The 24,773-nt window shown below is 65.9% G+C and carries 26 protein-coding genes; 13 read left to right on the plus strand and 13 right to left on the minus strand.

Annotated elements, in window-relative coordinates; all coding sequences use genetic code 11:
* The first annotated feature begins 407 nt into the window (after positions 1-407).
* Complete coding sequence (locus V7082_RS04780; RefSeq protein ID WP_334146479.1) at positions 408-950, plus strand: VOC family protein; 543 nt, start codon at positions 408-410, stop codon at positions 948-950.
* A gap of 51 nt (positions 951-1,001) precedes the next feature.
* Here the strand turns inward: V7082_RS04780 and V7082_RS04785 are convergent, their stop codons facing one another.
* Both V7082_RS04785 and V7082_RS04790 read right to left on the minus strand, forming a co-directional pair.
* On the minus strand, positions 1,002-1,913 hold the full coding sequence (locus tag V7082_RS04785; RefSeq protein WP_334146480.1) for a PhzF family phenazine biosynthesis protein: 912 nt from the start codon (positions 1,911-1,913) through the stop codon (positions 1,002-1,004).
* Positions 1,914-2,002: 89 nt separating this feature from the next.
* Positions 2,003-2,734: an NUDIX hydrolase gene (locus tag V7082_RS04790; RefSeq protein ID WP_334146481.1), complete on the minus strand. Its 732-nt coding sequence runs from the start codon at positions 2,732-2,734 to the stop codon at positions 2,003-2,005.
* Between the two features lie 164 nt (positions 2,735-2,898).
* On the opposite strand from V7082_RS04790, the gene V7082_RS04795 reads away from it, so the two are divergent.
* The 3 genes from V7082_RS04795 to V7082_RS04805 all read left to right on the plus strand — a co-directional run bounded on the left by V7082_RS04795 (position 2,899) and on the right by V7082_RS04805 (position 4,408).
* Entirely contained in the window at positions 2,899-3,393 is a 495-nt protein-coding gene (locus V7082_RS04795; RefSeq protein WP_334146482.1) for a MaoC family dehydratase, read from the plus strand.
* A gap of 149 nt (positions 3,394-3,542) precedes the next feature.
* On the plus strand, positions 3,543-3,632 hold the full coding sequence (gene pqqA / locus V7082_RS04800; protein WP_334145354.1) for a pyrroloquinoline quinone precursor peptide PqqA: 90 nt from the start codon (positions 3,543-3,545) through the stop codon (positions 3,630-3,632).
* Positions 3,633-4,207: 575 nt separating this feature from the next.
* Positions 4,208-4,408: a hypothetical protein gene (locus V7082_RS04805; RefSeq protein WP_334146483.1), complete on the plus strand. Its 201-nt coding sequence runs from the start codon at positions 4,208-4,210 to the stop codon at positions 4,406-4,408.
* Between the two features lie 79 nt (positions 4,409-4,487).
* Here the strand turns inward: V7082_RS04805 and V7082_RS04810 are convergent, their stop codons facing one another.
* The 3 genes from V7082_RS04810 to V7082_RS04820 all read right to left on the minus strand — a co-directional run bounded on the left by V7082_RS04810 (position 4,488) and on the right by V7082_RS04820 (position 8,290).
* Positions 4,488-5,507 (minus strand): DUF1775 domain-containing protein, encoded by a 1,020-nt coding sequence (locus tag V7082_RS04810; RefSeq protein WP_334146484.1) that lies wholly within the window; start codon positions 5,505-5,507, stop codon positions 4,488-4,490.
* Positions 5,508-5,580: 73 nt separating this feature from the next.
* Positions 5,581-7,818, minus strand: coding sequence for a TonB-dependent receptor family protein (locus tag V7082_RS04815; RefSeq protein ID WP_334146485.1), 2,238 nt, complete (start codon positions 7,816-7,818; stop codon positions 5,581-5,583).
* A 91-nt stretch (positions 7,819-7,909) separates the two neighbouring features.
* Entirely contained in the window at positions 7,910-8,290 is a 381-nt protein-coding gene (locus tag V7082_RS04820; RefSeq protein ID WP_334146486.1) for a hypothetical protein, read from the minus strand.
* Between the two features lie 189 nt (positions 8,291-8,479).
* Here V7082_RS04820 and V7082_RS04825 point away from each other — a divergent pair, with 189 nt between their 5' ends.
* Positions 8,480-9,241 (plus strand): DUF1194 domain-containing protein, encoded by a 762-nt coding sequence (locus tag V7082_RS04825; protein ID WP_334146487.1) that lies wholly within the window; start codon positions 8,480-8,482, stop codon positions 9,239-9,241.
* Between the two features lie 61 nt (positions 9,242-9,302).
* Here V7082_RS04825 and V7082_RS04830 read toward each other — a convergent pair whose 3' ends face one another.
* The 5 genes from V7082_RS04830 to V7082_RS04850 form a co-directional block, all read right to left on the minus strand.
* Positions 9,303-9,503, minus strand: a complete 201-nt coding sequence (locus tag V7082_RS04830; RefSeq protein WP_334146488.1) for a hypothetical protein — start codon at positions 9,501-9,503, stop codon at positions 9,303-9,305.
* Positions 9,504-9,592: 89 nt separating this feature from the next.
* Entirely contained in the window at positions 9,593-10,402 is an 810-nt protein-coding gene (locus tag V7082_RS04835; protein WP_334146489.1) for a formylmethanofuran dehydrogenase subunit C, read from the minus strand.
* Positions 10,399-11,307, minus strand: coding sequence for a formylmethanofuran--tetrahydromethanopterin N-formyltransferase (gene fhcD / locus V7082_RS04840; RefSeq protein ID WP_334146490.1), 909 nt, complete (start codon positions 11,305-11,307; stop codon positions 10,399-10,401). The genes V7082_RS04835 and fhcD overlap by 4 nt, the downstream gene beginning before the upstream one ends.
* Before the next feature lie 2 nt (positions 11,308-11,309).
* Complete coding sequence (locus tag V7082_RS04845) at positions 11,310-12,998, minus strand: formylmethanofuran dehydrogenase subunit A (protein WP_334146491.1); 1,689 nt, start codon at positions 12,996-12,998, stop codon at positions 11,310-11,312.
* Between the two features lie 23 nt (positions 12,999-13,021).
* Positions 13,022-14,323 carry a formylmethanofuran dehydrogenase gene (locus V7082_RS04850; protein WP_334146492.1) on the minus strand — a complete coding sequence of 434 codons (1,302 nt, stop codon included), beginning with the start codon at positions 14,321-14,323 and terminating at the stop codon, positions 13,022-13,024.
* Positions 14,324-14,513: 190 nt separating this feature from the next.
* Between V7082_RS04850 and V7082_RS04855 the strand changes: the two genes are divergently transcribed.
* The 4 genes from V7082_RS04855 to V7082_RS04870 all read left to right on the plus strand — a co-directional run bounded on the left by V7082_RS04855 (position 14,514) and on the right by V7082_RS04870 (position 17,246).
* The gene (locus V7082_RS04855; RefSeq protein ID WP_334146493.1) at positions 14,514-15,041 is read left to right on the plus strand and encodes an SRPBCC family protein; all 528 of its coding nucleotides are present in this window, start codon (positions 14,514-14,516) and stop codon (positions 15,039-15,041) included.
* Positions 15,041-16,018: a YncE family protein gene (locus V7082_RS04860; protein ID WP_334146494.1), complete on the plus strand. Its 978-nt coding sequence runs from the start codon at positions 15,041-15,043 to the stop codon at positions 16,016-16,018. The genes V7082_RS04855 and V7082_RS04860 overlap by 1 nt, the downstream gene beginning before the upstream one ends.
* A 170-nt stretch (positions 16,019-16,188) precedes the next feature.
* Positions 16,189-16,866: a hypothetical protein gene (locus tag V7082_RS04865; RefSeq protein ID WP_334146495.1), complete on the plus strand. Its 678-nt coding sequence runs from the start codon at positions 16,189-16,191 to the stop codon at positions 16,864-16,866.
* Positions 16,863-17,246: a hypothetical protein gene (locus V7082_RS04870; RefSeq protein WP_334146496.1), complete on the plus strand. Its 384-nt coding sequence runs from the start codon at positions 16,863-16,865 to the stop codon at positions 17,244-17,246. The genes V7082_RS04865 and V7082_RS04870 overlap by 4 nt, the downstream gene beginning before the upstream one ends.
* A 129-nt stretch (positions 17,247-17,375) precedes the next feature.
* Here the strand turns inward: V7082_RS04870 and V7082_RS04875 are convergent, their stop codons facing one another.
* The gene (locus V7082_RS04875; RefSeq protein WP_334146497.1) at positions 17,376-18,218 is read right to left on the minus strand and encodes a quinoprotein dehydrogenase-associated SoxYZ-like carrier; all 843 of its coding nucleotides are present in this window, start codon (positions 18,216-18,218) and stop codon (positions 17,376-17,378) included.
* Between the two features lie 49 nt (positions 18,219-18,267).
* Complete coding sequence (locus V7082_RS04880) at positions 18,268-19,251, minus strand: quinoprotein relay system zinc metallohydrolase 2 (protein WP_334146498.1); 984 nt, start codon at positions 19,249-19,251, stop codon at positions 18,268-18,270.
* 554 nt (positions 19,252-19,805) lie between these two features.
* Between V7082_RS04880 and V7082_RS04885 the strand changes: the two genes are divergently transcribed.
* The 4 genes from V7082_RS04885 to V7082_RS04900 all read left to right on the plus strand — a co-directional run bounded on the left by V7082_RS04885 (position 19,806) and on the right by V7082_RS04900 (position 24,037).
* Positions 19,806-21,632 carry a PQQ-dependent dehydrogenase, methanol/ethanol family gene (locus tag V7082_RS04885; protein WP_334146499.1) on the plus strand — a complete coding sequence of 609 codons (1,827 nt, stop codon included), beginning with the start codon at positions 19,806-19,808 and terminating at the stop codon, positions 21,630-21,632.
* Between the two features lie 215 nt (positions 21,633-21,847).
* Positions 21,848-22,432: a c-type cytochrome, methanol metabolism-related gene (locus V7082_RS04890; RefSeq protein WP_334146500.1), complete on the plus strand. Its 585-nt coding sequence runs from the start codon at positions 21,848-21,850 to the stop codon at positions 22,430-22,432.
* Between the two features lie 45 nt (positions 22,433-22,477).
* On the plus strand, positions 22,478-23,347 hold the full coding sequence (locus V7082_RS04895; RefSeq protein ID WP_334146501.1) for a substrate-binding domain-containing protein: 870 nt from the start codon (positions 22,478-22,480) through the stop codon (positions 23,345-23,347).
* A 129-nt stretch (positions 23,348-23,476) separates the two neighbouring features.
* On the plus strand, positions 23,477-24,037 hold the full coding sequence (locus V7082_RS04900; protein WP_334146502.1) for a PQQ-dependent catabolism-associated CXXCW motif protein: 561 nt from the start codon (positions 23,477-23,479) through the stop codon (positions 24,035-24,037).
* Between the two features lie 26 nt (positions 24,038-24,063).
* Here V7082_RS04900 and V7082_RS04905 read toward each other — a convergent pair whose 3' ends face one another.
* The gene (locus V7082_RS04905) at positions 24,064-24,765 is read right to left on the minus strand and encodes a hypothetical protein (RefSeq protein ID WP_334146503.1); all 702 of its coding nucleotides are present in this window, start codon (positions 24,763-24,765) and stop codon (positions 24,064-24,066) included.
* Between the last annotated feature and the right edge of the window lie 8 nt (positions 24,766-24,773).

Raw genomic sequence — 24,773 nt, forward strand, 5'->3', positions numbered from 1 at the left:
GGTCTCGCATCCCCTGAGCACCTGCCCGGCAGTAGCCGGGCCCCCGGTTCTCAGGGGCCGATAAGGAGGAGGGTCAGGAGGCCGGCGGACAGCACCGCGTGGCCGGGCGCGAAAGCGCCGGTCCGGGGCCTGTCGGAGCGGGTGGACGTGCGGCTCATGGGTGAGCGTCTCGGCCAAAAACAAGTCTGTTGCGTTGACACTTACGCGATGCCCCCCCGGGAGCGCAAGAGGCCGGGCCGAAGAGCCGCGCCCCGCGCCGGGCTCCGCGGCCCTTTTTCAGGTGCTCTCCCGATTCCGGACCGGTCCCGCACCGTCGTCCTCACGGGCGGAGGAGCCGCGCGAGGGAACCAATCACGCGCTCCTGAATCAATGGGTTGTAAACTCGAAGAACAGGAAGGGAGACCGACATGGCCAATGCAAAGACCGAGGCAAAGCCCGCGGAGATGGCCGGCGCAGCTTCCCGCGAAAAGCCCGCAAAAGGTGAGCCCCGCGCCCTGCCGACCGTCACGCCGCATCTCGTCGTTGCCGGCGCGGCGAAGGCGATCGCGTTCTACGAGAAGGCGTTCGGGGCCGAGGAGATCATGCGCCTCGAAGGCCCCGACGGCAGCATGTGGCACGCGAGCATCAGGATCGGCGGTTCCCCCGTCATGCTTGTCGACGAGTTCCCGGCCATGGGCTCGGTCGGGCCGCTCACCCTCAAGGGCTCCCCCGTCTGCATTCACCTCAATGTCCCCGACGCCGACGCCTTCGTCGAGCGCGCGGTGGCGGCGGGCGCGACAGTGACGATGCCGGTCACCGATGCGTTCTGGGGCGACCGCTACGGCCAGATCGTCGACCCCTTCGGCCACAAATGGTCGGTCGCAACGCACGTCAGGGACATGACGGTCGAGGAGATCAAGGCGGCGATGCCCGATATGTCCGGGTGTGGGTCCGGGGCGCAGACGGCATAGGCGAAGCGAAGGCAGTCGCGCGTTGCCTCTGCCGAAGAACGTTAGGCGAGGTCAGACGTCGATCGTCCCCTCGGACACGCGCACGGCCGAGCCGCCGATGCGCACCGAGGCGAGCTTCCCGCCGGCCGCGACGAGCGTCAGCACGATCTGGCTCGGCCGGCCCATCTCGTAGCCTTGCTCGACGATGCGCCGGTGCGTGCCGTCGCGCAGGCGGTCGGACTGGTGCACGATGCCGGCAAGCCCGACGGCCGCCGACCCCGTCGCCGGGTCCTCGGCAATCCCGATCTGGGGCGCGAACATGCGCACGTGGAAGGCGCTGGTCGTATGCTCGCACTGGCGCGTGTAAACATAGACGCCCGAGATGCCCTGCTGCTCGAACGCGCGCTCCCAATGGCTGCCGTTGACGCGGGCGCGCCCGATCGCCTCGAGCGATGCGACCGGCACGAAGGCGAACGTGTTGCCCGCGGCATAGCAGATCGGCGCGTGGTTCTCGAAGCCGACCTCGCTCGGGATGAGGCCGAGGCCGGCGGCGAGCACGTCGACCGGCGGCAGCACGCCGGCCTCGGCCGGCAGCTTCGGTGCGTCGAACTCGGCGAACGCGGCACCACCGGTTCTGAGCCGCGCCCCGACGCGCACCGTACCGATGGCCTGCTCGAGAACGACGAGCGCGTCCCTCTCCCCATTGTGGGCCGGTGCGTTGAGCTCGGCGAGCAGAATCGCCGTGCCGATGGTCGGATGGCCGGCGAAGGGGATCTCGCTGCGGGGCGTGAAGATGCGCATCCGCGCCGAGTGGGCCGGGCGCGTGGAACTCTGTACGAACACCGTTTCCGAAAGATTGAACTCCCGCGCGATGGTCTGCATCTGGTCGTCGGAGAGGGTGTCGGCGCCGAGAACGACGGCCAGGGGGTTGCCGCCGAAACGCCGGTCGGTGAACACGTCGAGCGTGTGGAACTTGAGCGCCATTGAAAGTCCGATGAATGGTTCGATTGACCGGTCTGAGAGCGGCCGCACTCTGCCCTATCCGCCGCCCCGCTCCAAGCGGCGTGGATGCCTCAGGACGGGATTTTCAGGCGCGGAAGCCCGGCGAGCAGCACCCGGGCATAATCCAGCATGGGCAATCCGGCGGGGACGTCACCCGGCGTGACGAGCCGGAGATCGGCAAGCTCGCTCTCGCTATCCGATGCGATGTGCGGGCGGGCCGCGTGCAAAAGCGCAGGGCCGGGCAGGGGCGACAGGAACGGAACGGCAATGGAGAGCACCGGCCCGGCGCGGGTGACGATGTAGCCCTCGCCGCGTGCGACCGCGGGCGGCGCGAGCCCCGTCTCCTCGGCGACCTCCCGCGCGACGCTTGCATCGATGTCGATCGCGCCGTCTTCCCGGACGTCTGCGGCGTCGATGAACCCGCTCAGCGGATAGCAGAGACCGCTGTTGAGGTTCCCCGCTCGCTGGCGGCCGAGCAGAACCTCGCCGTCGGCCGAAAGAATGAGCGCCGAGCCGAACCCGTCGAGAACGCTTTCGTCCCGAAATCCCGTCTCGCGCCAGTAGAGGAAGCTCTTGAAGTCGGTGCGGACGAATTGCGCCGAGAGACGGCCGCCGGCCGAAACGGTGCAACTCGTCACCACGAAGACGGCGCCGTTGAAGAAGCCCGGCGTCTCGCGGACCCGCCGCGCCCAGTGGACTTCGATCTCGCTGCGATGGCGGTCGGCGAAGGGCCACGTGCCGCCCGTGACGCGAAGATCGACCCCGGAGACGGTAAAGACCCGTTCCTCGCCGTGAGCCCACATGACGACTCCCTCTTCGCTTCGCACGCCCGCCTGTCTCGACGAGGAGGCCGGAATTCCCTACAAGCGCCCCGACAGGACCGAGACGTAGCACAGGATCGTCTCGGAATGAGCCTCGGTGCGCACACGTGTGTGACGGCCGCAAAGACCGCGGGATCCAGCCATCCATGACTCTCGACAGCCAGACCCCTGACGCCGTGAGCGGCGACGAAACTGGTGCCCGCCTCTATTTCGAGGATCTCGCCGTTGGATGGCGCGTGACGACCGGCACGCTCACGCTTGACGCGGAAGCGATCAGGCGCTTCGCGGCCGAGTTCGATCCGCAGCCCTTTCACCTCGATGCGGCGGCGGCGGAGAAGAGCTTCTTCGGCGGCCTCGTCGCCAGCGGCTGGCACACGGCCGCGCTCACCATGCGCCTCCTGGTGACGAGCGGTCTGCCGATCGCGGGCGGTGTCATCGGTGCGGGCGGCGAGGTCGCGTGGCCGCGGCCCGCGTATCCCGGCGACACGCTCACCGCTGTCTGCGAGGTGATCGCGGCGAAGCCCTCGCGCTCGCGGTCCGACCGGGGCATGGTGACGGTGCGCAGCGAAACGCTGAACCAGAAGGGCGAGGTGGTCCAGGTCATGACCGCGCGCCTGGTGGTTCCGCGCCGCCCAGCCTGAGGCGCGCAAACTGTTACATCATAGCATCAGTGCCGCTGATAGGCGGTCACGGAAAATACGATTGGCCCGGCCCGGGGACCTTGCGGTAGGTTTTCCTCACAAGACAGGCGGATCCGAAACCCTCCGCTGCCAACCCAAGGAGAAGACTCATGAAGACCTGGATGAAGCCCTCGGTTCGCGAGCAGGAAGTCGGCCTCGAGGTGACCTCGTATCTGCCGGCTGAGATCGACCTCGTCTAAGTCGATCGCATTCGAACGAACGTGGGCGGCGGTCGCGAAGCGGCCGCCGCTTTGTTTTTGGCCTCGCCTGCCGGAGGTGAGATGCGGACGGTCTTCGCGCACCGGCGCCCTGCGAGCTCACGACGGCTCGGGCATGAAGCTGACGGCCAAGTCAAGATGTCGCATCGCTGGAGGCGGAGGCTGTCATGCTGCTGCCGCACGCCTGCAGTTAGATCATTGTCGGGCATGAGCCCGGCTCTCGAGCAGTTGCGTTGCGAGGGCCGAGAGATGCACGAAGCCGGCCATGGAAGTTTCCCTGGATGAAAGGAGATGATGCGGAAACGAAGGCGCGAGCGGAGTGTGTCGATTTCTTGACGCGTCGTTTTTTGCGGCGCGTCATGAGATTGTGAAGAATATATCTTCGATTTTCACTTTGCGTGTCGCGCTGCGCGGTGTCTACTCGCCGCCACGAGGGGCATGAAAGCGAAAGTCTGCAAGCGCAAGCCGCTGAAGCCAGACGGGGGAACCGGCGCGGAGCTTACGAGTTCACGTCGGGCCACTGAGCCGAGAATGAAGCGTAACGGAGTAGCCGCCTCATGAACAACTCAGCAGCTCCTTCCAATGTGTCGACGAAGCAGGCGTCGACCGTGACTTGCCTCCACTTCAAGAACCGCCACGCGGCCGAACCGCTTCCGATCCGTTATCCCTGGACGGAAGAGCTTGAGCGCCGTCGCAAAGCCGTCGCCCGGTGGAGGGGAAACGACTCCGGCCTCAAAGAGACGATGATGCGCGAATGATCGCGCGGACGTAAAATCCTTCAACACGCGACGCGGATCCGCGCCTCAGCCACTCGGGCGCGGATCCGCTTTTTACCGCTTAATGGTGGCTGTGGCCGTTATGGTCGCCGCTCTTGTGGTCACCGCCCTTCTTCGCGCCGAGCGCCCGGACCGGGAGAACCACGTCGCCGGTCGCGCCGCTCTTGAAGGTCAGCGTCACGGTCACCGTCGCGCCCTGAACCAGCGGCTCCTTGAGATCCATGAACATGAGATGCATGCCGCCCGGCTGGAGCGTGACGTTCCCGCCCGCAGGGATCTCGATGCCGTCCGGCAGGTGACGCATGCGCATCACTCCGTCGGTCATCGTCATGTCGTGGATCTCGCCGCGCCCCGCGACGGACGTCTTGATCCCGACCAGCGTGTCCGCGGCGCTTCCGGTATTGCGGATGGTGAGATAGCCCGCGCCGACTTTTGCGCCGTCTGCCGTCGCGCGCGTCCAGGCCCCCTCGATGGCAAGGGATCCGATGGTCGCGGCCCCGCCCTCTGCTGCGGCGGCCTTCGCATCGCCGTGGCCATGGTGATCGTGCTGAGTGCCCGCCGCGCTGTTATCGGCGATCCGGAGCACCGCAGCCGGCGCCTTGAGATCGTGCGGATCCTGGCCGGCGGTCGGAACCTCGGTCCACCGCTCCTCGCCCTTGGCGCACTCCTGGACGACCTTGAAGTAAAGCGCCGTGTCGGTGAGCTCGCGGGCGATGAAGCCGTTGGCCACGAACTCGTCATAGTAATCGTCCGGTAGGTCTCCGTCCGACCATTCGATCTGCCGCACGCCCTCGCTGACCGAGCCGTGATGGGTGCCATAGCTCTGCGCGTAGGCGCCGCGCGTGGTCTTGAGGGTCCAGCCCGGCTTCGGCATCGGCTTCACGCCGACGAACCCCTCCGGAACATCGACGCGCACCGTGTGTGTCGCCGTCCCGTCGCAGCCGTGCGGGACCTTGAGCACGGCCTTGTAGAAGTTGCCGCGGGGGGCTTCGCCGCGTTCCAGGGTGACATGCGCGTGGGCCGGGGCGGCGGCGAGAATGAGGAGCGCGGCCCAGGCTGGGACTTTCGATGTGATGGTCATGATAAGCCTTCCGTGTCTGAAAGAGGGAGGGGGAGTGCGAGAGTTTGTGAGGGTGGGTGGATCCGCGTGAGGGTCACCACCTCACCTGGAGCCCGCCATAGATGGCCCGCCCCGTGCCGGGCTCGAAGAGCGCGCTCGTGCCGTCGGCGGCCGTCGCGATCGAGCTCGACGCGATGTAGGCTTTGTCCGACAGGTTGCGCCCTTCGAGATAGGCCGTGATCGGGCCTCCGTTGTCGAAGCCGATCTTGGCGCCCCAGACGGCATACGCTTCGGTCTCGAGCGAGTTGGCGCTGTCGACGTAGTAGGCGTCCGGCACCCACTCGACGTTCGGACCGAGGTAGAGGCCGCTCGGGTGCTTGTAAAGCAGCTCCGCCCGTACGAAGTGCCGCGGCGCGCCGGGAATCTCGTTGTTGCCCCAGAGCGGATCGTCGTCATAGCGGAAGTCGCTGAGCGTATAAGCGGCGGTGAGCCAGAGCTTGTCCGGATCGGCGCCGCCCGCGATCATCGATTTCATCACCGCGGCACCGAAGCCGAGCTCGATACCCTGGTGGATCGTTTCATCGGCATTGCCGACCTGGCATGTGCCCATCGCCGGATTGCTCGTGAAGCAGAGCAGCTCGTTGTCGATGTTGGCGCGATAGAGCGCGAGATCCCAGGTGAAGTCCTCCGTCCGCCCGCGCGTGCCAATCTCGTAGGTCGTGGCCCGCTGCGCCTTGACGTCTGCAAACGAGATGTCGAGCGAGGCCACGCTTTCGCCGAAGCTCGGCACCTCGGCGCTGCGCGAGATGTTGCCGAACATCTGCCAGTCGCGCGTCACGTCCCACAGCACGCCGCCCTTTGGGCTCCAGATGTTGAACTCGGTTTCTCCGGGCGTGGCGCCGAACACGACGCCCCGCTCGCGCGTCGCATGCAGGAACTGCGTGCCGGCGATCAGCGCCACGTCGGATCTCACATAAAAATGGTTCTCGAAATAGGCGCTGAGGTTGCGGGAGGTGTCCTCGGCATCGACGGTCTGCGCGCCTTTGTGCCCGCCGGCATTGACGTACTGGCGCACGTCGGTCGTTCCGTTGTGGATGTTGAGGCCCGCGATCGTCCGGTTCGCGAAGCCCCCGATGCGGCTCTCGCCGGTGATGCGCGCAAAGCCCCCGTAGTCGTCGTAGCGATAGTCGAGCCATTGGTAGATCGGATGCATCAGGTGGCGGTCGACGTTGAAGGCGCCGAGCTCGACGAAGGTGCCGGGCGCGAGACGCACGGTCGTCTTGTTGGCGATGCGCACCGTATCGATGTTGCGCTGGTAGTCGTTGAGGACGTTGCCGGCGGCCGCCGTCCTGGGGTCCGTCAACGCGGCGTGCTTCGTCACGCTGCCGGGAATGCGCTGATCGACGTCGTTGGCGTTGAGATAGAACCGCGTCTCGATGGCCTCCGTGAGCCGGTAGCCGACGTTGAGCGATCCGCGCACGCTTTCGCCGTCGCTGTGGTCGCGGAAGCCGTCCTGCTCCTGCCACGTGCCGGCCATGAAATAGTCGACCGGCCCGGAGACGCCGCCCGAGCTCGCCGCGAGCTTGTGGAAGCCGAAGCTGCCGGCATCGACGCGCGCGCCGAAGAGGTCCGCGTCGTAGCCGGTCGCCATCACGAAGTTGATCGCCCCGCCGAGCGCGTTGGCGCCGAAGCGCAGCGCATTGGCGCCCTTGAAGACCTCGATGTAGCGATAGGCCGTCGGGTCGATCTCCTGGAAATCGCCGTAGCCGTCCGCCGTGTTGATCGGGATGCCGTCCATGAAGAGCTGGATGCCGCGCAGATGGAAGTTGCGCGAGAGCCCCGAGCCGCGGATGGAGAGGCGCGAGTCCTCGCCCCACTTCGGCTGCACGAAGACGCCGGGCACGTAATCGAGCGCGTCCTTGATGGTGACCGCCGGCGTCGAGGCCTTGTAGGCGGTGTCGGGCACGACCTCGACCGCGCCGGGGGTGCGCTCGATGTCGGCCGTGGCTTCGGCCGTCGTCGGGACGCCGAGGCTTCCCGAGCGCGTGCCCGGCGCCGGTAGCCCGGCCTCGCTGGCCGCTTCCACGGCTGCTTGCTGCGGTGCGCCGGACGGAGAGAGCGGGGCGGTCTTTTTCACCGCGGCGGCCTTGGCCTTGGGCGTCGTCGTGACGACGTTGACCGGCGGAAGCTCGGTCGCGCCCTCGGTGCTCTCCTGAGCGAGCGAGGGGAGCGCCGAAAGGCAGAGGCCGGCCGCGGACAGCGCCGCGAGTCCTCCGGCATGGAAAAGAAGGGATGCCCCGGGCAGTTCCCGTGGACGGCGGAACGTTGACATGACGGCAGTCCGGATTTGGGTCTGAGCGCGCGGCCCACGCGCACGCTCCAGCTAACGGAACGCAACGCAGGGCGACAGATGACAAGCGGAATCAGATCGATGCGGACGGGGGAGGGCCTCGGGCCGACGTGGCCCCAGGCTTGGGTGTCTCGGCAAAAACGGCGACCGCCATCGTATAGGTGACGGAGGCGTATTCGGCTTCGCCGACGAGGCTCCTGGGCTCCGCGGCCGCCAGGGCCGCCGCACCCGCGGCGGCGAAGGGGCAAAGCCCGGTATCGACGGACTGCGGTCTCGCCGGAGCGGGCGTGCCGTCGGCCTCGGCGGCGATCAGCTTCTGCCCTGCGCTCGTGCAGATGACGATCTCGGGTGCGCCCGAGGCGGCTGCGACCTGCACCATGTAGCCGGCCGGCAGCAGGCTGCGAAGAGCCAGCACGGCGAGCAGAACGATGTTGGCGACGGCGCGGATGGACACGGGGAGACAAACCCTGATACTGCCGGAGCAGACCCCCAACCCTAGAAGCACCCGCCGGCCTTGGCAAGGCGCGCGGCACTCGAAGCGCATCGGGCGTGCCGTGCGCGCCACGGTGCGCGAGCCTCTGGCGGCTGGACGCTCTCAAAGGTTAAGATCGCCCCAGATGATCAGGCAAATGAGAACAAGAATATGAGATCTCGCGTTTCGGCCGCCGCATGGGGCCTCTTTGCGGCTGTAGCCTTGGTGGCGGCTGGTACGGTCGGTCCGTCGATGTTGTCACGCGCGAGCGCCGGGGCGCAGCAGCCCGATGTCGACACCGCCCTGATCGTCTCGGTCGACGTCTCGAACTCGGTCGACGAGCATCGCTACAAGCTGCAGATGGAAGGCATCGCCAAGGCGCTCGAGGACCCGGACGTATTGAAGGCGATCCTCAACGGTCCGCAAGGCGGCATCCTGTTCTCCATGGTGACCTGGGCCGACAAGCCGAAGCTGGCGCTGCCGTGGCTGCGCATCGCGAGCGCGGCCGACGCGGCGGCCGCGGCGGCCAGGGTGCGCACCCTGCCGCGTCAGACGGGCGAGTTCACGTGCGTTTCGGGCATGCTGCGCTCGATCTCGGACAAGGTCGTGCCGCAGATCCCGGCCAAGGCGCTGCGCATCGTGGTCGACGTGTCGGGCGACGGGCGCGAGAACTGCAACCCCAATGAGCCGCCCGCCCTGGTGCGCGACGAGCTCGCCGCCGGGGGCGTGACGGTCAACGGGCTCCCGATCCTGGAAGGCGAGGAGGGGCCGGTCCTCGAGCAATGGTATCGCGACAACGTCATGGGGGGCCCGGGGGGGTTCGTCCTGCCGGCCGACGGCTTCGATGACTTCGGCCGCGCCATCCGCCAGAAGTTCATGATCGAGATCAGCGGCCTGCCTCTGCCGATCAAGGAAGCCCGCGCCTCAGACTGAGCGCAGCCCGAATCATCACGGCCACTGCCCACTGCTTGCGGCCTGCCCGCTGCCCGCTGCCTCAAATATCGTTCATGGACGACGGCTGGCACGTCCAGCGCCGGATCTGCCACTGCGGATGCTCTTCGGCCCATTGCGCGAAGTAGGGCGGCGCCGCCATCGCGCAATGCAGGGCGTCCATCGACGTATCGAGCGGGATCTTGAAGTCGCGGCACTGGGTCGGATCGGCGATCAGGCAAGCCGAGAGGATGATGCTGAGCATGCATGCGTCTCCTGGTGCCGGACACGGACGCGTCTAGTCACCTTAGGTATTACGCGCCAGCCGCGAAGCGGTTTCAAGTCCCGCCCGTCTCAGGCCGTGAGCAGGATCTCGCCCTTGCCGATCGTCGCCCGGTCGCCCGCGAGCTTGCGCACCATCCCTGGCAGAGCCTTGGGCGCGAGCGGACCCAGCGTCTCGGCAATATAGCGCGAGAGGATGCGCAGGATCACCGGGTCGATGCGGCCGCAATCGGCAAAGGTCGGCAGAAGCGCATCGACGGACGGTCCGATCAGCGTGCCGCGCCGGAGCAGCGGACCCGGAAGCGGTCCGAAGCCCGCCTCCGTCCAGAGCGTGCCGCCGACCATGCGCGAGCCGGCCGCAGCGCCGAACTTGCCCTTGGCCACCACCACGCCGCGCCGCATGCGCTCGCCGGCGCGCTCGCCCACGGTGCCGTCGATCAGAACCGTGCCGCCGAGCTGGCCGAATTTGTCACCGGGCCGCGCACCGCCGAGGTAATCGCCGGCCGAGCCTTTGACGTGGATGAGGCCGCCCTTCGCCGTCGAGGCGAGATAGGTGCCGGCGTCGCCGCCGATCTCGATCTTGCCGCCCCTCATGCCGCGACCGGCATGGTTGCCGACCGCGCCCTCGACCCGGATCGTGCCCTCATCCAGTTCGGCGCCGACGTAGTCGAAGAACGGCGAGCCGCCCGAGATCGCGATCGTGTCGCCGGCCGTCCCGCCGACCGTGAAGATATCGCCGACGCGCGGCGCATGGGGATCGTCGCCGAGCGAGAGCCGCTCGACGTCGCCGAGGGAGAGCCCTGCGAGCTTGCTCGGAAGAAGCGCGGAGAGGTCGAGCGCCGCGGTCGGCGCGGCGCGCAAGGTGAAGCTCAGCGTGCTCATGGCAGCAGATCCTTCAGATGATAGTGGTGCTGTCCGAGCTTGCCGCCGTAATTGCCGGCGGAGACCCGCGTGACGCCCTTGGCCGCACCGACCTCGATGATCGTCTTGAGGCCTGCGCGCATGGCATCCGCCACCGCCTTCGAGGTGAGACCGTCGATGACGATCTCGAGCACGGCGATGGTGTCGGGGCTGCACTCCGTCGCCACCGCGCCCTTGAGCGTCGGGCAGAACGCATCGTTGGTGGAGGCGATGGCGCCCTTGTACTTGGATCCGACCTTCGAGCCTGAGCGTACGATGCCGCCGGGGAACGGCGTGATCACGTCGTCCACCTTCGCGATGGCGGCGACGGCCGCTTCCGTCGCTTCGAGAAGCCCCGCCCGGTCGCGGCCGAGGATCAGGAGGTTGCCGCCGCCCACGGCCTCGGTCGTGAAGCCGCAGACGTCCTCGATCACGAACTCGCCGTCCATGACCGGCACGCGCCAGAAGCGGCGCTTGCCGAGCTTCTTGGCCGTCTGCCACCCGTCGCCGAAGAAGCGCGGGCCTGCGGCGAGGCGGAGCGTCGTGGGGCTGTCGAGGCCGTTGTAGCAGGCCGATCCGGGGCTCGTCAGCACGCACTGGCCGACGCGGTTGAGGAGTTGCGGCGCGAGCGCATCGGGCGAGAACCCGAAGATCAGCACGCGTACGCCGGGCCGTCCGTCCGGCGTCTCGTCGGGCGAAAGCTCGCGGTCGATGCCGCACTCCGCCCCGCAGCCGATGACCGAGGTTCCGAACCCCGTCATCACCTCGGCCGAGATGCGGGCCCACTTGAGCGTGTCGGCGGTGATCACGAGCCCGAGCCCGCTCATGCCGAACGCCTCGGCAAAGGTATCGTCGATGGCGACGCCGTTTCTTGTCATGGCGCTCATGGTCAGGAGGTCCTCGGTCCGCACGGCTGCACGATCACGCAACCGCAATTTCCGCCCGTATGGCCGCAGTTGCTGTCGACGATTTCCTGGTCCGAGATGCGGAAGTTGTCGAGCTTCATGGTGTGGTAGCGGTCGAAATAGGCGTTGAGCGGCTTCTCGATGGCCCGGTCGTAGTCCGGCCGCACCACGTGCGTCGCTCCGGCGACGACTTTGACCACGCGGCCGTCCCTGACGATCAGTTCGCCGTTCTTGAAGACGAACAGCGGCGTCTTGAACATCGCCTCGCGGTCGGCAACGTCCTCGTAGACGGTGATGTCGGCGTTGGCGCCGACGCCGAGGTGCCCCATATCGCGAAGGCCGAGGCTCTTTGCCGGGCCCGCCCGCGTCATGATCGCGATCTCGTAAAGCGAGTATTCGCGGTCGAGCGTCTTCAGGATGGTTGCCTTCTGCGCATCCGGGTGCAGCTTTTCCAGCATCTCGTTGCGGAACGTCCGGTCCATGAGCAGCCGGATAAGGTGAGGATAGAAGTAGAACGGTGCCCCGTTCGGGTGATCGGTGGTCATGAAGATCCGCCACGGATCGTTGACGAGCAGGAACAGCTCGAGTCCGATCGCCCACTGCAGCGCGTTGACGTAGCTCTTGTCGCGGTACTTCATGGGCACCACGCCGCAACCGGCATCGCATTCGATGTCCATCACAACCCACTTCTTCGGGTTGGCGGACTTCGTGTTGCCGTACTGGCGCATGGAGTCGCCGGAGGCCGTGCACGTCTGGCCGAACAGGATCTGGCCGATGTCGATCGAGACGTTGGGGTTCTGGTTGAGCAGCTCGGCGATCTGCGGTGCGCCCGACGAGAACTTGAGGTCGCCCTCGGTGCCGTAGCTGTGGAACTGGATGTGCGTCAGGTGGAGCGGCAACCCTTCCGCGCCGCGGATCGTCGCCAGCGTGGAGCCCATGTTGCCCGGTACGCCGAGGTTGCAGCCGTGGATGTGGATCGGGTGCGGAACGCCGAGCTCCTTCATGCCGCGCGCGAGCGCGAGAATGACGTCGCGTGGCGTCACGCCGTAGTAGACGTGCTTCTCGTCGAGATCGAGGGCGCGCTGGTTGAACTTGAAGGCGCTGATGCCGCCCGGGTTGACGATCTTGACCGCGAGCGCCTGCGAGGCATGCATCGTCCAGGCGATGTAGTCTTTGATGAAGGAGAAGTCCTTCTTTTCGACCAGTGAGCGCAGGAAGAAGTCGTCGCTGCCGAGCATGACGAACGCGCCCTTGTCGATCATGGGCGTGTCGCCCATCTCGAGGTGCGCCTGGCGCGCGTTGGCCGGCAGCATCGCCGGCTCGAAGGCCGCCGTGTAGCCCATCTCCGCATAGCGGTAGCCGGTGGTCATGGTCGAAGGCACGGCGTGCCCGCAGCCCGAGCGGAGGAGGTCCGTGCGCGCGACGGTGTCGCGCTGGTGATCTTCCGGCAGCAGCATACGGCCGATGGTCATCTTGCCGCCGCCGATGTGGCTGTGGGGATCGATGGCGCCCGCCATGACGACGCGCCCGTTGAGCGCGTGCTCGGCGTCGATGCGCGTCCCCGGCGGGGGCTGGGCCACGATGCGCCCGTCCTTGGCGTAGATGTCCCGGACCTCGCCGTCGATCCCGTTCATGGGATCGTACACGGTTCCGCCGGTGAACTTGATCAGCATCTCTTGGGTCCTCGAGGCGGAGATTAAAGCGCGAGTTCGATAGCGGCGAAGATGTCGGACGCCTTGGGCAGGCTCGAGCGGCCGAGATCGCGGAGCGGCAGCGCGACGACGTTGTCGACGCGGATGATGCGCCCGGCGTGATCCGCGCCCGGCGTGCCGACCGGGATGAACACCTTGGGCGGGCTCGGAAGCTTGAGGCCGGGCGTGCCGAGCACGACGGTCGGGACGCGCGTGGCCGGCGGTCCGAGGTCCGGCGAGAAGGAGGCGAGCCAGACGAGCAGGTCGCCCTCGCCGTCGGCCAGCATGCGCGGGATGGCGTAGCGCATGAAATCGTAGTCGGGCTTGCCGCTGGCGAAGGAGACGCGCAGCGGATAGCCGCTCTGCCATGACGCAACCGCTCCCGCCGAGGTGGCCCCCTCGTTGCCGCCCAGCGAAAGGCCCGCCGCGCGGCCCTTGACGTTGAGGTCCTTGACGAGATCGGAGATCGTGCTGACGACCAGGTCCGCGTTCGGGAAGTCGAAGCTCACGGGCGCCCACACGAAGACGGGATAGGCGGCCGACTGGCAGCGCGAGGCAAGCGCGCGGATGTCGGCGGCCGGCACGCCCGCAACGGTGTCGGCGGCGACCGGAGTGCCGCGCACCTCCGCCGCCAGGGCCGCGACGACCTCGCCCACGCGGTCGAGGTCGCAGGGAAGCGTGATGACGTCGCCGATGCGCGGGCCCTTGACGGCAGACTGGTCGAGCCCTTTGCCGACGAAATAGACCGTCCGCTTCGCCGGCGTTTCCGAGAACAGCGACTGCTCGACGTTGATGATGCGCTCGAAGAAGCGCGGATGCAGCTTGTGGAGGTCGCTGCTAAGGACGACGATGACGTCGGCGCGGTTGCGGGTCTCGGTGAGCGTCGACATCACCCAGCCGCGCGTCTGCAGCACGTGGAAATTGCGATACTGCCCCTCCGACAGTGCATGGTCGACGACGCCGCCGGATTTGTCGGCAAGCGCCATCACGGCGCGAATGCCGTCCACGTCCGTGCCGAGGCCGCCGTAGAGCGGCAGCGAGGAGGCGCGGATCAGCTCGGTCGCCGCCTTGATGGCGGTGGCGAGATCGACGTCGCGGCCGTCGACCTGCGGCTTGGCCCCGTCCACCTGACGCTCGAAGCCGGCCACGGCCTTCGCACAGCCGTTTTTCGTGACACGCAGACCGTTTTCATCGAGGGCAAGCTCGAGATCGTCACAGACGAGACCGCAGAAAGGGCAGGCGACATCGGTGATCGCGTTGGACTGGGGGGGAGTGCCCGGGGTCTGGGCTTGCGTCCAATTCGTCATGTGGCAGCGGTCTCGTGATTTTGATTTGGCGCGAAACCAAAGCATGGACGGCGCGGCAAAACAACAGGCGATGATGCTGCGCCGCGGGGCGGCCGATGCGCGCATCGATTGCACGGTTAGAGAGTCTTAACTATTGTCCGGCGCCGGCTCGGGGTAGCGTGAGCCGGCGACGAATTCCGGAGGACTGTTGATGGTTAGATTATTCGCTTCGTTCCTGGCCCTTGTCTGCCTCATGCCGCTCGCGGCGTCCGCGCACGGTCCCACGCGTCAGAAGGTCGTCGAGACGGTGGAGATCAACGCGCCGGCCGACAAGGTCTGGGCCGCGATCGGCGACTTCCAGGATATGAGCTGGCATCCGGCAATCAAGAAGACCGAGGGCACCGGCGGCAACGACGTCGGCGCAACCCGCACGCTCACGCTCGACGGCGGCGGGCAGATCTTCGAGAAGCTGACGAAGTACAATGCCGAGGGCAAGGTGCTCGGCTACGAGATCACCGAGGTCGACGTGAAGGTCCTGCCGGTGACGAACTATTCAGCCACCATCACCGTCACGCCGGAGGGCGACAAATCGACGGTCGAGTGGAAGAGCGCGTTCTATCGCGGCTTCGTCAACAACGACCCGCCGCCGGAGCTCTCCGACGAAGCCGCCGTCAAGGCCATCACCGGCGTGTTCCAATCCGGCCTCGCCGCGCTGAAGGCGAAGCTGGAAGGCGGCTGATGCCGGCCGGGCTGCGCCTCCGAGGCGTCGCGCTGGCTCTGGCCCTCGCGGCTGCGGCGGTGGCGCCGGCGGCGGCCGGTTCCCCGGCCGCGCGCGAAGCCTACGTGACCAATCAGACGGGCGACTCGCTTTCGATCGTCGACCTCCGGGCCGGCACCGCCGCCCCCGAGATCCGGATCGGCGGCAAGCCGGCCGGCGTCGCCGTCGCGCCGGACGGCCGCTTCGCCTATCTGACGTCGCCGGAAAGCAAGGAGCTCGTCGTCTTCGATGCCGGGACGCGCGCCGTTGCCGCGCGCCTCAAAGTGGGCGAGGGCCCGCTCGGCGTCGCTGTCCATCCGGCGGGCGACCGCGTCTATGTCGCCGACTGGTACGAGCACAAGCTGTTCGTCGTCGATCCGGTCGCGGGCACGGTGACGGCCAGCGTCGAGGTGGGGCAGTCGCCCTCGGGCGTGGCCGTGACGGCGGACGGCACGCGCATCCTGACCGCCGACCGCGACAGCAACCAGGTTTCGATCATCGACGCGGCAACGCTCGTCCGCACCGGGACCATCGCCGTCGGCCAGCGCCCCTTCGGCATCACCGTCGATGCTGAAGGCCGCCGCGCCTATACGGCGAACGTGGCAAGCGACGACGTGAGCGTGATCGATCTCGCCGCCGGCCAGGTCATCGGCTCGGTCAAGGTCGGCCACCGCCCCTATGCCGTGGCCCTCACCGGCGGGCGCGCGTTTGTCACCGACCAGTACGGCGGTACGGTTACCGTGTTCGACGTCTCGACCCTGGCCGTGGTCAAGACCATCGAGGTCGGCGCGTATCCGGAAGGCATCGAGGCCGATCCGACCGGCGCCGCCGTCTATGTGGCCTGCTGGGAAGCCAACACGCTGGAGCGGATTGACACGGCAACTCTAACCGTGACGCAGCGCATCCCCGTGGGCGACGGCCCGCGCGCGTTCGGCCGCTTCCTCGCGCCCGGGCCGTGAGACCGGGCGCCGCCCTGACCTCAGGAGCGGTGTCTGCGTAGGTCGCCCAGCCCCCCCCCGCGCCTTTCAGAGAATTCATGTTCCGGACATTGCCCGGGGGCGGGGAGAGAGGATAGAAGAATTCCCGAGAAGGTTGCCGATCTGGCACCCGTAAGAAGGAAAACGGAACCATGTTGAAGCTAGTTCGTGTGTCGGTGGCGCTGGGCCTGACCCTGCTGCCAGTGGCCGCTGCCGCAGCGGGCGATCAGAAAGCGTTGCCGCTCCTGTTCGAGAGCCGCCAGCTCGATCTCGTCGACAAGGGCGCGGAGGTCACTTACCGCTTCGAGAAGACCGGCTCCGACGAGCGCCTGGTCGGCAGGAATTACGCCGACGACATCCGTCTTGGCGTCGCCAAGATCGACGACAAGGGCGGTCGCGACGTCGTGTTCAAGGTGTTCACCGGCGACAACGCGCGCGATCCGCAGAATTGGCCGGAGCTCACCATCAACCCGCTGTTCATCTGGTATCTCGACCGCAGCGTCGCCACGTTCAACGCGCTGGCCGGCGGCAACCAGATGTACCTCAAGCACAAGATGCGCGAGGCTCTGGGCAATGCCACCGCCGAGGAGATCAAGACAGACTACAACGGCACGCAGGTCGATGCCTACAAGGTGACGGTCGTCCCGTTTGCCGACGATCCGAGCGCCTCCAAGATGCAGGGCTTCCACAATTCGGCGTTCACCATCGTCGTCAGCAACCAGGTGCCGGGTTACTTCGTTGATCTCAGCGCGAACTTCGTGAGCGCCGAGGCCGCTGGGCCGGAGCTCAGGGAGCACATCAAGGTCGTCGGCACAGGAGACGCAAAATGATGAGAAAGCTGACCAAGATACTGGCGACGGCGGGCGTGGTTCTGCTGGCGGCGGGCGCCGCGGCGATCGGCGAGGAAAGCGCCGAGCACAACACCGCAGCCAAGCTCGTCAACGACTACCCGACGGCAACCCGCGGCGACTACATCTACGGCTGCATGATGGTCAACGGTGCGACCCGCGACGTGCTCGACAAGTGCGCCTGCTCGATCGACGTCATTGCCTCCGTGCTCCCCTACCAGGAGTACGAGGAGGCCGAGACCATCATGTCCGTGCGCCAGCGCGGCGGTGAGAGCGTCGCGTATATGTATGCGCCGGCCATGCTGGAGAAGGTCAAGAACCTGAAGCGCGCGCAGGTCGAAGGCGAGATCCGCTGCTTCTGACGGCGCCGCGGGCTGTCGTGGAAATGCAAAGGGCGCTTCGATCGAAGCGCCCTTTTAGTTTGTCTCTGTGCGCCCAGCCGTGGATCCTGGTCCGGAACGCCCGATCGATTGATGGCCGAGGAACGCGCCTCAGGAGCCCTTGGGCCCGGCCTGTCCCTTGAAGATTTTGCCGTCCGTGTCCTCGGCGGTCACCTCGAGTGTATTGTCTCCGCCCGCAGCGTAGGTGAAGCGGATGTTGGGGTCCTCCGAGAGCGAGATGCCGCCTTCCAGGCGGAACACGCGCTCGCCGTCGCGCGCGACGTCGATCACGCGCAGGAACTTGGCGGGAATGTAGTAGCCGGTGAGCTGGTTGAGCTGCAGGCCCGAATACTGCGGATGGCGGATCTTGATCTGCCCTTCGCTGAGCCCGCCGGCCGTCGCGGCGAGATGCTTGATCTGCATTTTCCCCGCCTCCGCAAGCACGGCGTCCGTGTCCTTGAGAGCGGGCGCCGAGCAGCCGCCGGCCGCCTTCACGAACCGTGTGGCCATCGCCAGCCTGCCGTCGTCGGTCTCGACGATCGCGCGGACGTTGGAGTACATGTCGACGCGCACGCGCGTTTCGATCACCCGCTCGCCGTCGCCCGCTGCCGGACCGAACGTGAGATCGGCAACGAGCGGAGCCGGGTTCTTGTCGATCACGAGAAGCAGCCTCTTGATCGATCGCGCGGTTGCAGCCGGCAGGCTGATCTTGAGCGGCACCAGGGCCGCGTCATCCGCCCGGTAGGGCGCTTCGAGCACGACCACGGAGTGATCCTCGACCACGGTGCGCGCGCCGAAGAGATCCGTCTGCAGCGACGGCCAGATATCCTCCGCGTCCGCCTCCGCGGATTGCGCTGCGACCGAGCTTGCGACCGCGATCAAGCTGGCAAGCGCGAGCCCTGCGAAGCCGCGCAGAAAGCGCGTGCCGTGCGCTCCAAGGTTCGGGTGGGCCATGGTGTCCTCCGGTTCTGGCGCCTCGGGCGCCTCGTTCCGCTCGGCGGCGCTATTCCCATTCGAGCTCCGCGAACGCCGCCGAGACGTTGCGGACATGATAGTCCTGGAACAGTTTCCATGCATCCTTTTCGGAAAGCCCGACCGTTGTGGTGGCCTCCGAAAGGGACCGGTTTTCCTTGATCAGAACGCGGATCTCGTCGATCAGGACCGCAAGATAGCGCTGGATTGGCTTTGCGGCGTCGGGCCAGGGCATCGAAACCGGGCCGTGGCCGGGAACGACGCGCTGAGCCGGCGCCTGCATCAGAGTATCGAGCACGGCCTGCCAGCCCAGGATGGAGCCGTCGAGCGTCGGCACGTGCTCCGAGAACACGAGGTCGCCGAGGAACACCGTGCCCGTTTCGTTGTCGCGGACGGTAAGGTCGTTGTCGGTGTGCGCCGTCTTCTGCGGCTCGAGCACGATGGTGCGCCCGCCGAGATCGAGCGTCGTCGGCGCGTCGATCGCCAGCGTCGGCAGCACGATCTTCGTTCCTGCGAAGACGTCCTCGCCGAGCGCCTCCTTGTTGATCGCGATGTAGCGCTCCGCCCGTGCGCTCAGGCCGCGCGCGAGCTTGTGATGGCCGACGAACGCCGGTTGGTCGGCTTCGAAGGCGGCGTTTCCGAACACGTGGTCCGGGTGCATGTGCGTGTTGATCACATAGCGGATGGGGAGATCCGTGGCCGACCGGATAGAGTCGCGAAGCCGGGCCCCGACCCGGGCGCTGCCGCCGGTATCGATGACGGCGACCGCATCGCGTCCGACGATGAAGCCCGCGTTGGCGATGTCGCCCTCGTTTTCGGGCGTGTACTCGGCGACGTGCCCATGATGAGCATAAACCCCGGGCGCGATCTCGCCGGCGAAAGAGCGGGCCGCGTCGGACGTGGCGGCCAGCGCCTTGCGGCTCGCGGCGGATGCTACGACGGAAAGCACGGCCAGCATCCCGCCGTCGCGCAGGACGGAGCGGCGGTCGGGTCGGAAGGCGTCATGCTTGGACACGGGCTAAACAACCTCCTGTTGCGGCGAGGGGGATGTAAGCCCCGGCGGACCTGCGCGCAATGCGGAGTATGTGACGGCGCGTGCAGGAACTCGTCAACGTCGAAATTAGGAAAACATCCTGGATTTCAGATGGTTGAGGGTGACGGACACCTGATCTGTCATATTTGCAGGGGCAAAAATTATGCATATTACGGATCGCCAGTCAATGACATGGATTGGAGACTTTCACGAATGGAATTTAGGCGTGCGTCGCAGCATTTGATACTGCGACGCAAGAAAGTTCGATAAAATGGCGCAAGAAAAGGGTCAGAAAGCTTGTCCTATCGGTGTTGCAAGAAAAAATGATCTCACGGATTGTCTTGCGGACCTCACGAGAAAGTGTCTAAAAGAAAGTCACGGTAGCGATGGCTTCAGGCGGCTCGACAGTGCAAGGGCCTCCATTCGCAAGTCAGCGGAAAACAAGGGAAAAAATCCCGACAACCGTAACTGGGCTGTGACACGCTGTCGTTCGCTGCCGCTTGCAAGCGTGGCAAGAACTTTAAGGAGGAAGCGCGATGCGCAGAAGTGCACTCGCATGCGGGCTGCTCGCCACTGTCGCTCTGACTTCGCCGGTTTCGGCGAATGACGAGGTCAAAAAGGCGATTGCTGACCCGAACAACTGGGCAATTCAGATGGGTAACTACGCCAACTGGCGTTACTCGGAATTGGACCAGATCAACACGTCGAACGTTAAGGACCTCAAGGTTGCCTGGCAGTTCTCGACCGGCGTTCTTCGTGGTCACGAAGGCGGCCCGATCGTCATCGGCGACCGGATGTATCTCCACACCGCATTCCCGAACAACGTGTTTGCCCTCGACATCTCGGACCCGGTTGGCCCGAAGATCCTCTGGAAGTACTCGCCGAAGCAGGACCCGTCGGTCATTCCCGTCATGTGCTGCGACACGGTGAACCGCGGCGGCGTCAACATCGTTGGCGATACGCTCGTCATCGGTCAGGCCGACACCAGCCTCGTCGCGCTCGACACCGCGACGGGCAAGGAGAAGTGGAAGGTCGTGAACGGCGATCCCAAGAAGGGTGAGACGCACACGGGCTTCACGATCGTCATCGGCGACAAGGTGATCATGGGCACGTCCGGCGCCGAGTTCGGCGTCCGCTGCCACGTCACCGCCTACAACCTGGCCGACGGCAAGCGCGCTTGGCGCGCCTACTCCATGGGCCCGGACTCCGACATCCTGATGGATCCGGAGAAGACCCTGTCGCTCGGCAAGCCGGTCGGCAAGGACTCCTCGCTCAAGACCTGGACGGGCGACCAGTGGAAGATCGGTGGCGGCTCGACCTGGGGCTATGCCTCGTACGATCCGGATGCCCACCTCTTCTACTACGGCTCGGGCAACCCCTCGACCTGGAACCCGGCTCAGCGCGCTGGACCGGACGGCAAGCAGATCGATCAGAAGTGGTCGATGACGCTGTTCGCTCGTAACCCCGACACCGGCGTGGCCGCCTGGGCTTACCAGATGACCCCGTTCGATGAGTGGGACTACGACGGCATCAACGAGTCGATCCTCACCACCCAGAACATCGGTGGCCAGGACCGCAAGGTTCTCACCCACTTCGACCGTAACGGCTTCGGCTACACGCTCGATCGCCTCAACGGCGAGCTGCTCGTTGCCCAGCCCTACGACGAGGACCTGAACTGGTCGACCGGCGTGGAGATGGACAAGTCGAAGCCCAACTACGGTCGTCCGACCGTCGTCGCTTCGAAGTCCACGTTCCTCAACGGTCCGGACGTCAACACGAAGAACGTCTGCCCGGCAGCCCTTGGCTTCAAGGACCAGCAGCCGGCCGCCTACTCGCCGCTGACGAACTTCTTCTACGTGCCCGTCAACAACGTCTGCATGGACTACGAGCCGTTCAAGGTTTCGTACACGCCGGGTCAGCCGTACGTTGGCGCCACGCTGTCGATGTTCCCGCCGCAGGGTAAGACGAACACCGGCCACTTCACGATCTGGGATGGCGCTGCTGGCAAGATCGTTCACCAGCACGATGAGCCCTTCTCGCTCTGGTCGGGCATCCTGACCACCGCTGGCGGCATCGCCTGCCACGGCACCCTCGACGGCTACTTCAAGTGCCGCGATCAGAAGGACGGAGCGGAGATCTACAAGCACCGCCTGCCGTCTGGCTCGATCGGCAACGCGATGACCTATGCCATCAACGGCAAGCAGTACATCGGCATCTTCTCGGGTGTTGGTGGCTGGGCCGGCATCGGTCTTGCGGCTGGCCTCGACAAGCCGACGGACGGCCTGGGTGCGGTCGGCAACTACGCGGGCCTCAAGCAGTTCACCGATCTCGGTGGCACGCTTACGGTCTATGCGCTGCCCTAAATGGCACGTTGAGAACAGTTCAGCCGGCGCGGGGAAACCCGCGCCGGTTTGTTGCTGGAATGTAATCTTCTAAACGCTTGCGTGACGGGAACAATGTCACCATCTTTTGAGGATTAATCCGGGGATCTTGGCCGTATTGTGAGATCCCTGGCGTTGATGCTTGTGGTGTCCTGCAAGGACGCTAGGGAGAGATTCAAAAAAATAAGGGGAAGCGCGTGAACAGAATTGGTTTTGGTTTGTTTGTTGCCGCGGGCTTGGGCATGGCGGCTCTTTCGTCAGGCATTGCGGCGGCTCAGGATAAGAGCCCTCTTCCGGATCCGGTTCTCGACAAGAAATATCAGGAAGGCAAGAAATTCGAGGACGGCAAGTGGATGCTTCCCGATGGCACGCCGACCTACAACGTCATCCGCGACGAAGCGAATACCGACATCGTCAAGCAGGTCGACTGGAACACCTACTCGGGCTGGCGCCGCTATCATGGCGAGTGCCACGTCTGCCACGGGCCCAACGCGGAAGGCTCCACCTTCGCTCCGGCTCTGCACGACTCGCTCAAGACCATGACCTACGAGAAATTCCTGGAGATCGTATCGAGTGGTCAGGTCCGTGACGTTGCGGGCACCAAGTACGTGATGCCGGCGCTTGGCGATAACCCCAACGTCATGTGCTACATCGACGACCTCTACATATACCTCCGTGCCCGCTCGACGGATGCTCTCCCGGGTGGCCGTCTCAGCGCCGACCAGCGCGCCGAGAAGCCCAAGGAGGCCGTCGAGGCCGAGAAGAGCTGCATCGGAGATTAAGGCCGGCAGTTCGGCGACTGCCTCAGAAAAAAAGGAAATGCACATATGAGGATACGCGCCGTACTTGCTTTTGCGTTCGGTAGTCTGGTCGCCGCTTCCGGCGGCGCCAGCGCCGCCGAGGGCCATCTCGCAGACGCTGTGAACCGCACTGTTCTCCGCGTCTGCGCCACGCCCGCCAACCTTCCCTATTCCGACGAGAAGGGCGAAGGCTTCGAGAATAAGATCGCGCAGATCTTCGCGGAGGAGCTCGAGCGCAAGGGAGTGGAGTACACTTGGTTTCCCCAGGGCATGGGCTTCGTGCGCAAGACGCTTTCGGAGAAACGCTGCGACCTCATCATGGGAACGGTGCAAGCCGACGAGTTCACGCTCAACACCAACCCCTACTATCGCACGACGTACGCGCTCTTGACGAAGAAGGGCTCCGGTCTCGAGGACATCACCTCGATTCTCGATCCCAGACTGAAGGGCAAGAGAGTGGGTATTCAGGCCGGTGCCCCCGCCGCCGACTACGTGGCTAAGGCCGGCCTTATGCCGACGGCCAAGTCCTACCTCTTCATTGTCGACACGCGCTATGAGAACCCGATGCAGGACATGGCCAACGATGTCCGCTCCGGCGAGATCGATGTCGGCATTCTCTGGGGTCCCCACGCCGGCTGGTATGCCAAGCACGGCGGCGAGGAGCTTCATGTGAGCCCTATGCTCGAGGCCAAGCAGCCGGGCCTGCCCAATCTCGAGTACCGCATCACCATGGGCGTGCGCGCGAACGAGACCGCCTGGAAACATGAGATCAACAACGTCATCGCCAAGCGCCAGGGCGATATCGACAAGATCCTCTTGGACTACGGCGTGCCGCTCGTCGATGAGGACAACAAGCTCATCACCCAGCCCCGCTATCCTACCAAGAGCACGAACTGACGCGCCGCGCGCGCGTCAGTCGTCTTTTCCGTTTGGGTTTGGCAGGCGTCGACGGCGAACCTTCAGCAGAGCCTGCGAGCACGAAATGGAAGCCGGGCCGTGTCGATAGGGGAGCCGAAGAGAACACCGATGCGGCGTGCGGCGTGCGGGCTTTTGGCCGCCGCCGCGCTCTGCCTCGGGTTGGCCGCCGGCGTTGTCCGTGCGGACGAGATCACCGTGCCCGAGCCCGACGGCTACCGCACCGACGCCTACCGTGAGCCCGTCCCCAAGACCCTGACCGGCGCCCGCGTCATCGGCGCGGATGAGGCGGAGACCCTGCTCAAATCCAGCGCTGCGGTCTTTCTCGACGTCTATCCGCGCGCGCCCAAACCGCCGAATTTGCCCGCAGGCACCGTCTGGCGCGATCCGACCCATATGACCATCGAGGGGGCCCATTGGCTCCCCAACGTCGGCTACGGCGTGCTCTCGCCGGAATTCGAGGCCTACTTCAAGTCGCGCTTGGCGAGCCTCACGGGCGGCGACCTCGCGAAACCCGTGGTGTTCTTCTGCCTCAAGGACTGCTGGATGTCGTGGAACGCCGGAAAACGAGCGTTGAGCTGGGGCTACACGAACGTGATCTGGTTCGCCGACGGCACGGATGCCTGGCAGCAGGCCGGCTTCGATCTCGTGAAGGCGACGCCCGAACCCTGACGGGTCGGTTGGCGGCCGTCCGTTCGTCAGGTCGACATCAGGCCGCGGATGGTGCGCGTGAGCGCATAGAGCCGCTCCTCGATCAGCACCGGCAGCTCGCAGGCCAGTGGAATGCTCGACTGGCGTTCCTGGAAGATGCGCTGCGCCCAGTTGAACTTCTCGCGTAGCGCCGCGATCTCGGGCGTGTCGTCCACCGTCGTTCCGGGCGGCTGCTTGCTCTCGAGCTCGCCGATCGCCGAGCTCTGCCGCTCAAGCTCCCGCGCGCGCTCTTTCTGCGACTTCTGGTACTTCTCGATGCCGCTCATCACGCTGCGGCGCTGGCTCGCCATCTTGTCGAACAGGCCGGCGAACAGCATGACCAGCTTCTCGTCCCGTTGCTCCTTGGGCAGCCCGTCGGCGTACTTGGTGATAGCCTGCTCCGCCTCATCGACGGGGATGCGCCGGGTCGAGAGAAGCTCGATCAGGTCCGCCATGCCGGGCTCGCGGAACCATCCCTTGACGCCCTCGATCGAGGGGCCGTCCCAGATCGCGGCGACGGACAGCGTCTCCACCTTGCGCTGCACGCACGGCCAATCCTTGGTCAAGTCGATCGGCGGCGCCGTAGCCTCCTTCTCGCCCTGGATCTCGGCTTGCGGCATTTCCGCGGCACCCGCGAAAAGAGGGAGAGGCCCGGCAACGAGGGCCGCCAGCAGCAAAGGCGCGCGGAGTTTCAAAGCGATCCTGGTCATGTTTTGCT

Origin of the sequence: Hyphomicrobium sp., from assembly GCF_036833075.1 — a bacterium.
In the GTDB taxonomy this organism is placed as follows: domain Bacteria; phylum Pseudomonadota; class Alphaproteobacteria; order Rhizobiales; family Hyphomicrobiaceae; genus Hyphomicrobium_C.

Excerpts from the sequence above, each read along its gene's own strand:
- V7082_RS04865 (WP_334146495.1), top strand. The coding sequence starts at position 16,189 with ATGTTGAAGCTAGTTCGTGTGTCGGTGGCGCTGGGCCTGACCCTGCTG.
- V7082_RS04830 (WP_334146488.1), bottom strand. The coding sequence starts at position 9,503 with ATGCTCAGCATCATCCTCTCGGCTTGCCTGATCGCCGATCCGACCCAG.
- V7082_RS04815 (WP_334146485.1), bottom strand. The coding sequence starts at position 7,818 with ATGTCAACGTTCCGCCGTCCACGGGAACTGCCCGGGGCATCCCTTCTT.
- V7082_RS04795 (WP_334146482.1), top strand. The coding sequence starts at position 2,899 with ATGACTCTCGACAGCCAGACCCCTGACGCCGTGAGCGGCGACGAAACT.
- V7082_RS04870 (WP_334146496.1), top strand. The coding sequence starts at position 16,863 with ATGATGAGAAAGCTGACCAAGATACTGGCGACGGCGGGCGTGGTTCTG.
- V7082_RS04785 (WP_334146480.1), bottom strand. The coding sequence starts at position 1,913 with ATGGCGCTCAAGTTCCACACGCTCGACGTGTTCACCGACCGGCGTTTC.
- V7082_RS04835 (WP_334146489.1), bottom strand. The coding sequence starts at position 10,402 with ATGAGCACGCTGAGCTTCACCTTGCGCGCCGCGCCGACCGCGGCGCTC.
- V7082_RS04790 (WP_334146481.1), bottom strand. The coding sequence starts at position 2,734 with ATGTGGGCTCACGGCGAGGAACGGGTCTTTACCGTCTCCGGGGTCGAT.
- V7082_RS04850 (WP_334146492.1), bottom strand. The coding sequence starts at position 14,323 with ATGACGAATTGGACGCAAGCCCAGACCCCGGGCACTCCCCCCCAGTCC.
- V7082_RS04900 (WP_334146502.1), top strand. The coding sequence starts at position 23,477 with ATGCGGCGTGCGGCGTGCGGGCTTTTGGCCGCCGCCGCGCTCTGCCTC.
- fhcD (WP_334146490.1), bottom strand. The coding sequence starts at position 11,307 with ATGAGCGCCATGACAAGAAACGGCGTCGCCATCGACGATACCTTTGCC.
- V7082_RS04845 (WP_334146491.1), bottom strand. The coding sequence starts at position 12,998 with ATGCTGATCAAGTTCACCGGCGGAACCGTGTACGATCCCATGAACGGG.
- pqqA (WP_334145354.1), top strand. The coding sequence starts at position 3,543 with ATGAAGACCTGGATGAAGCCCTCGGTTCGCGAGCAGGAAGTCGGCCTC.
- V7082_RS04825 (WP_334146487.1), top strand. The coding sequence starts at position 8,480 with ATGAGATCTCGCGTTTCGGCCGCCGCATGGGGCCTCTTTGCGGCTGTA.
- V7082_RS04885 (WP_334146499.1), top strand. The coding sequence starts at position 19,806 with ATGCGCAGAAGTGCACTCGCATGCGGGCTGCTCGCCACTGTCGCTCTG.
- V7082_RS04805 (WP_334146483.1), top strand. The coding sequence starts at position 4,208 with ATGAACAACTCAGCAGCTCCTTCCAATGTGTCGACGAAGCAGGCGTCG.
- V7082_RS04810 (WP_334146484.1), bottom strand. The coding sequence starts at position 5,507 with ATGACCATCACATCGAAAGTCCCAGCCTGGGCCGCGCTCCTCATTCTC.
- V7082_RS04875 (WP_334146497.1), bottom strand. The coding sequence starts at position 18,218 with ATGGCCCACCCGAACCTTGGAGCGCACGGCACGCGCTTTCTGCGCGGC.
- V7082_RS04780 (WP_334146479.1), top strand. The coding sequence starts at position 408 with ATGGCCAATGCAAAGACCGAGGCAAAGCCCGCGGAGATGGCCGGCGCA.
- V7082_RS04905 (WP_334146503.1), bottom strand. The coding sequence starts at position 24,765 with ATGACCAGGATCGCTTTGAAACTCCGCGCGCCTTTGCTGCTGGCGGCC.
- V7082_RS04895 (WP_334146501.1), top strand. The coding sequence starts at position 22,478 with ATGAGGATACGCGCCGTACTTGCTTTTGCGTTCGGTAGTCTGGTCGCC.
- V7082_RS04860 (WP_334146494.1), top strand. The coding sequence starts at position 15,041 with ATGCCGGCCGGGCTGCGCCTCCGAGGCGTCGCGCTGGCTCTGGCCCTC.
- V7082_RS04855 (WP_334146493.1), top strand. The coding sequence starts at position 14,514 with ATGGTTAGATTATTCGCTTCGTTCCTGGCCCTTGTCTGCCTCATGCCG.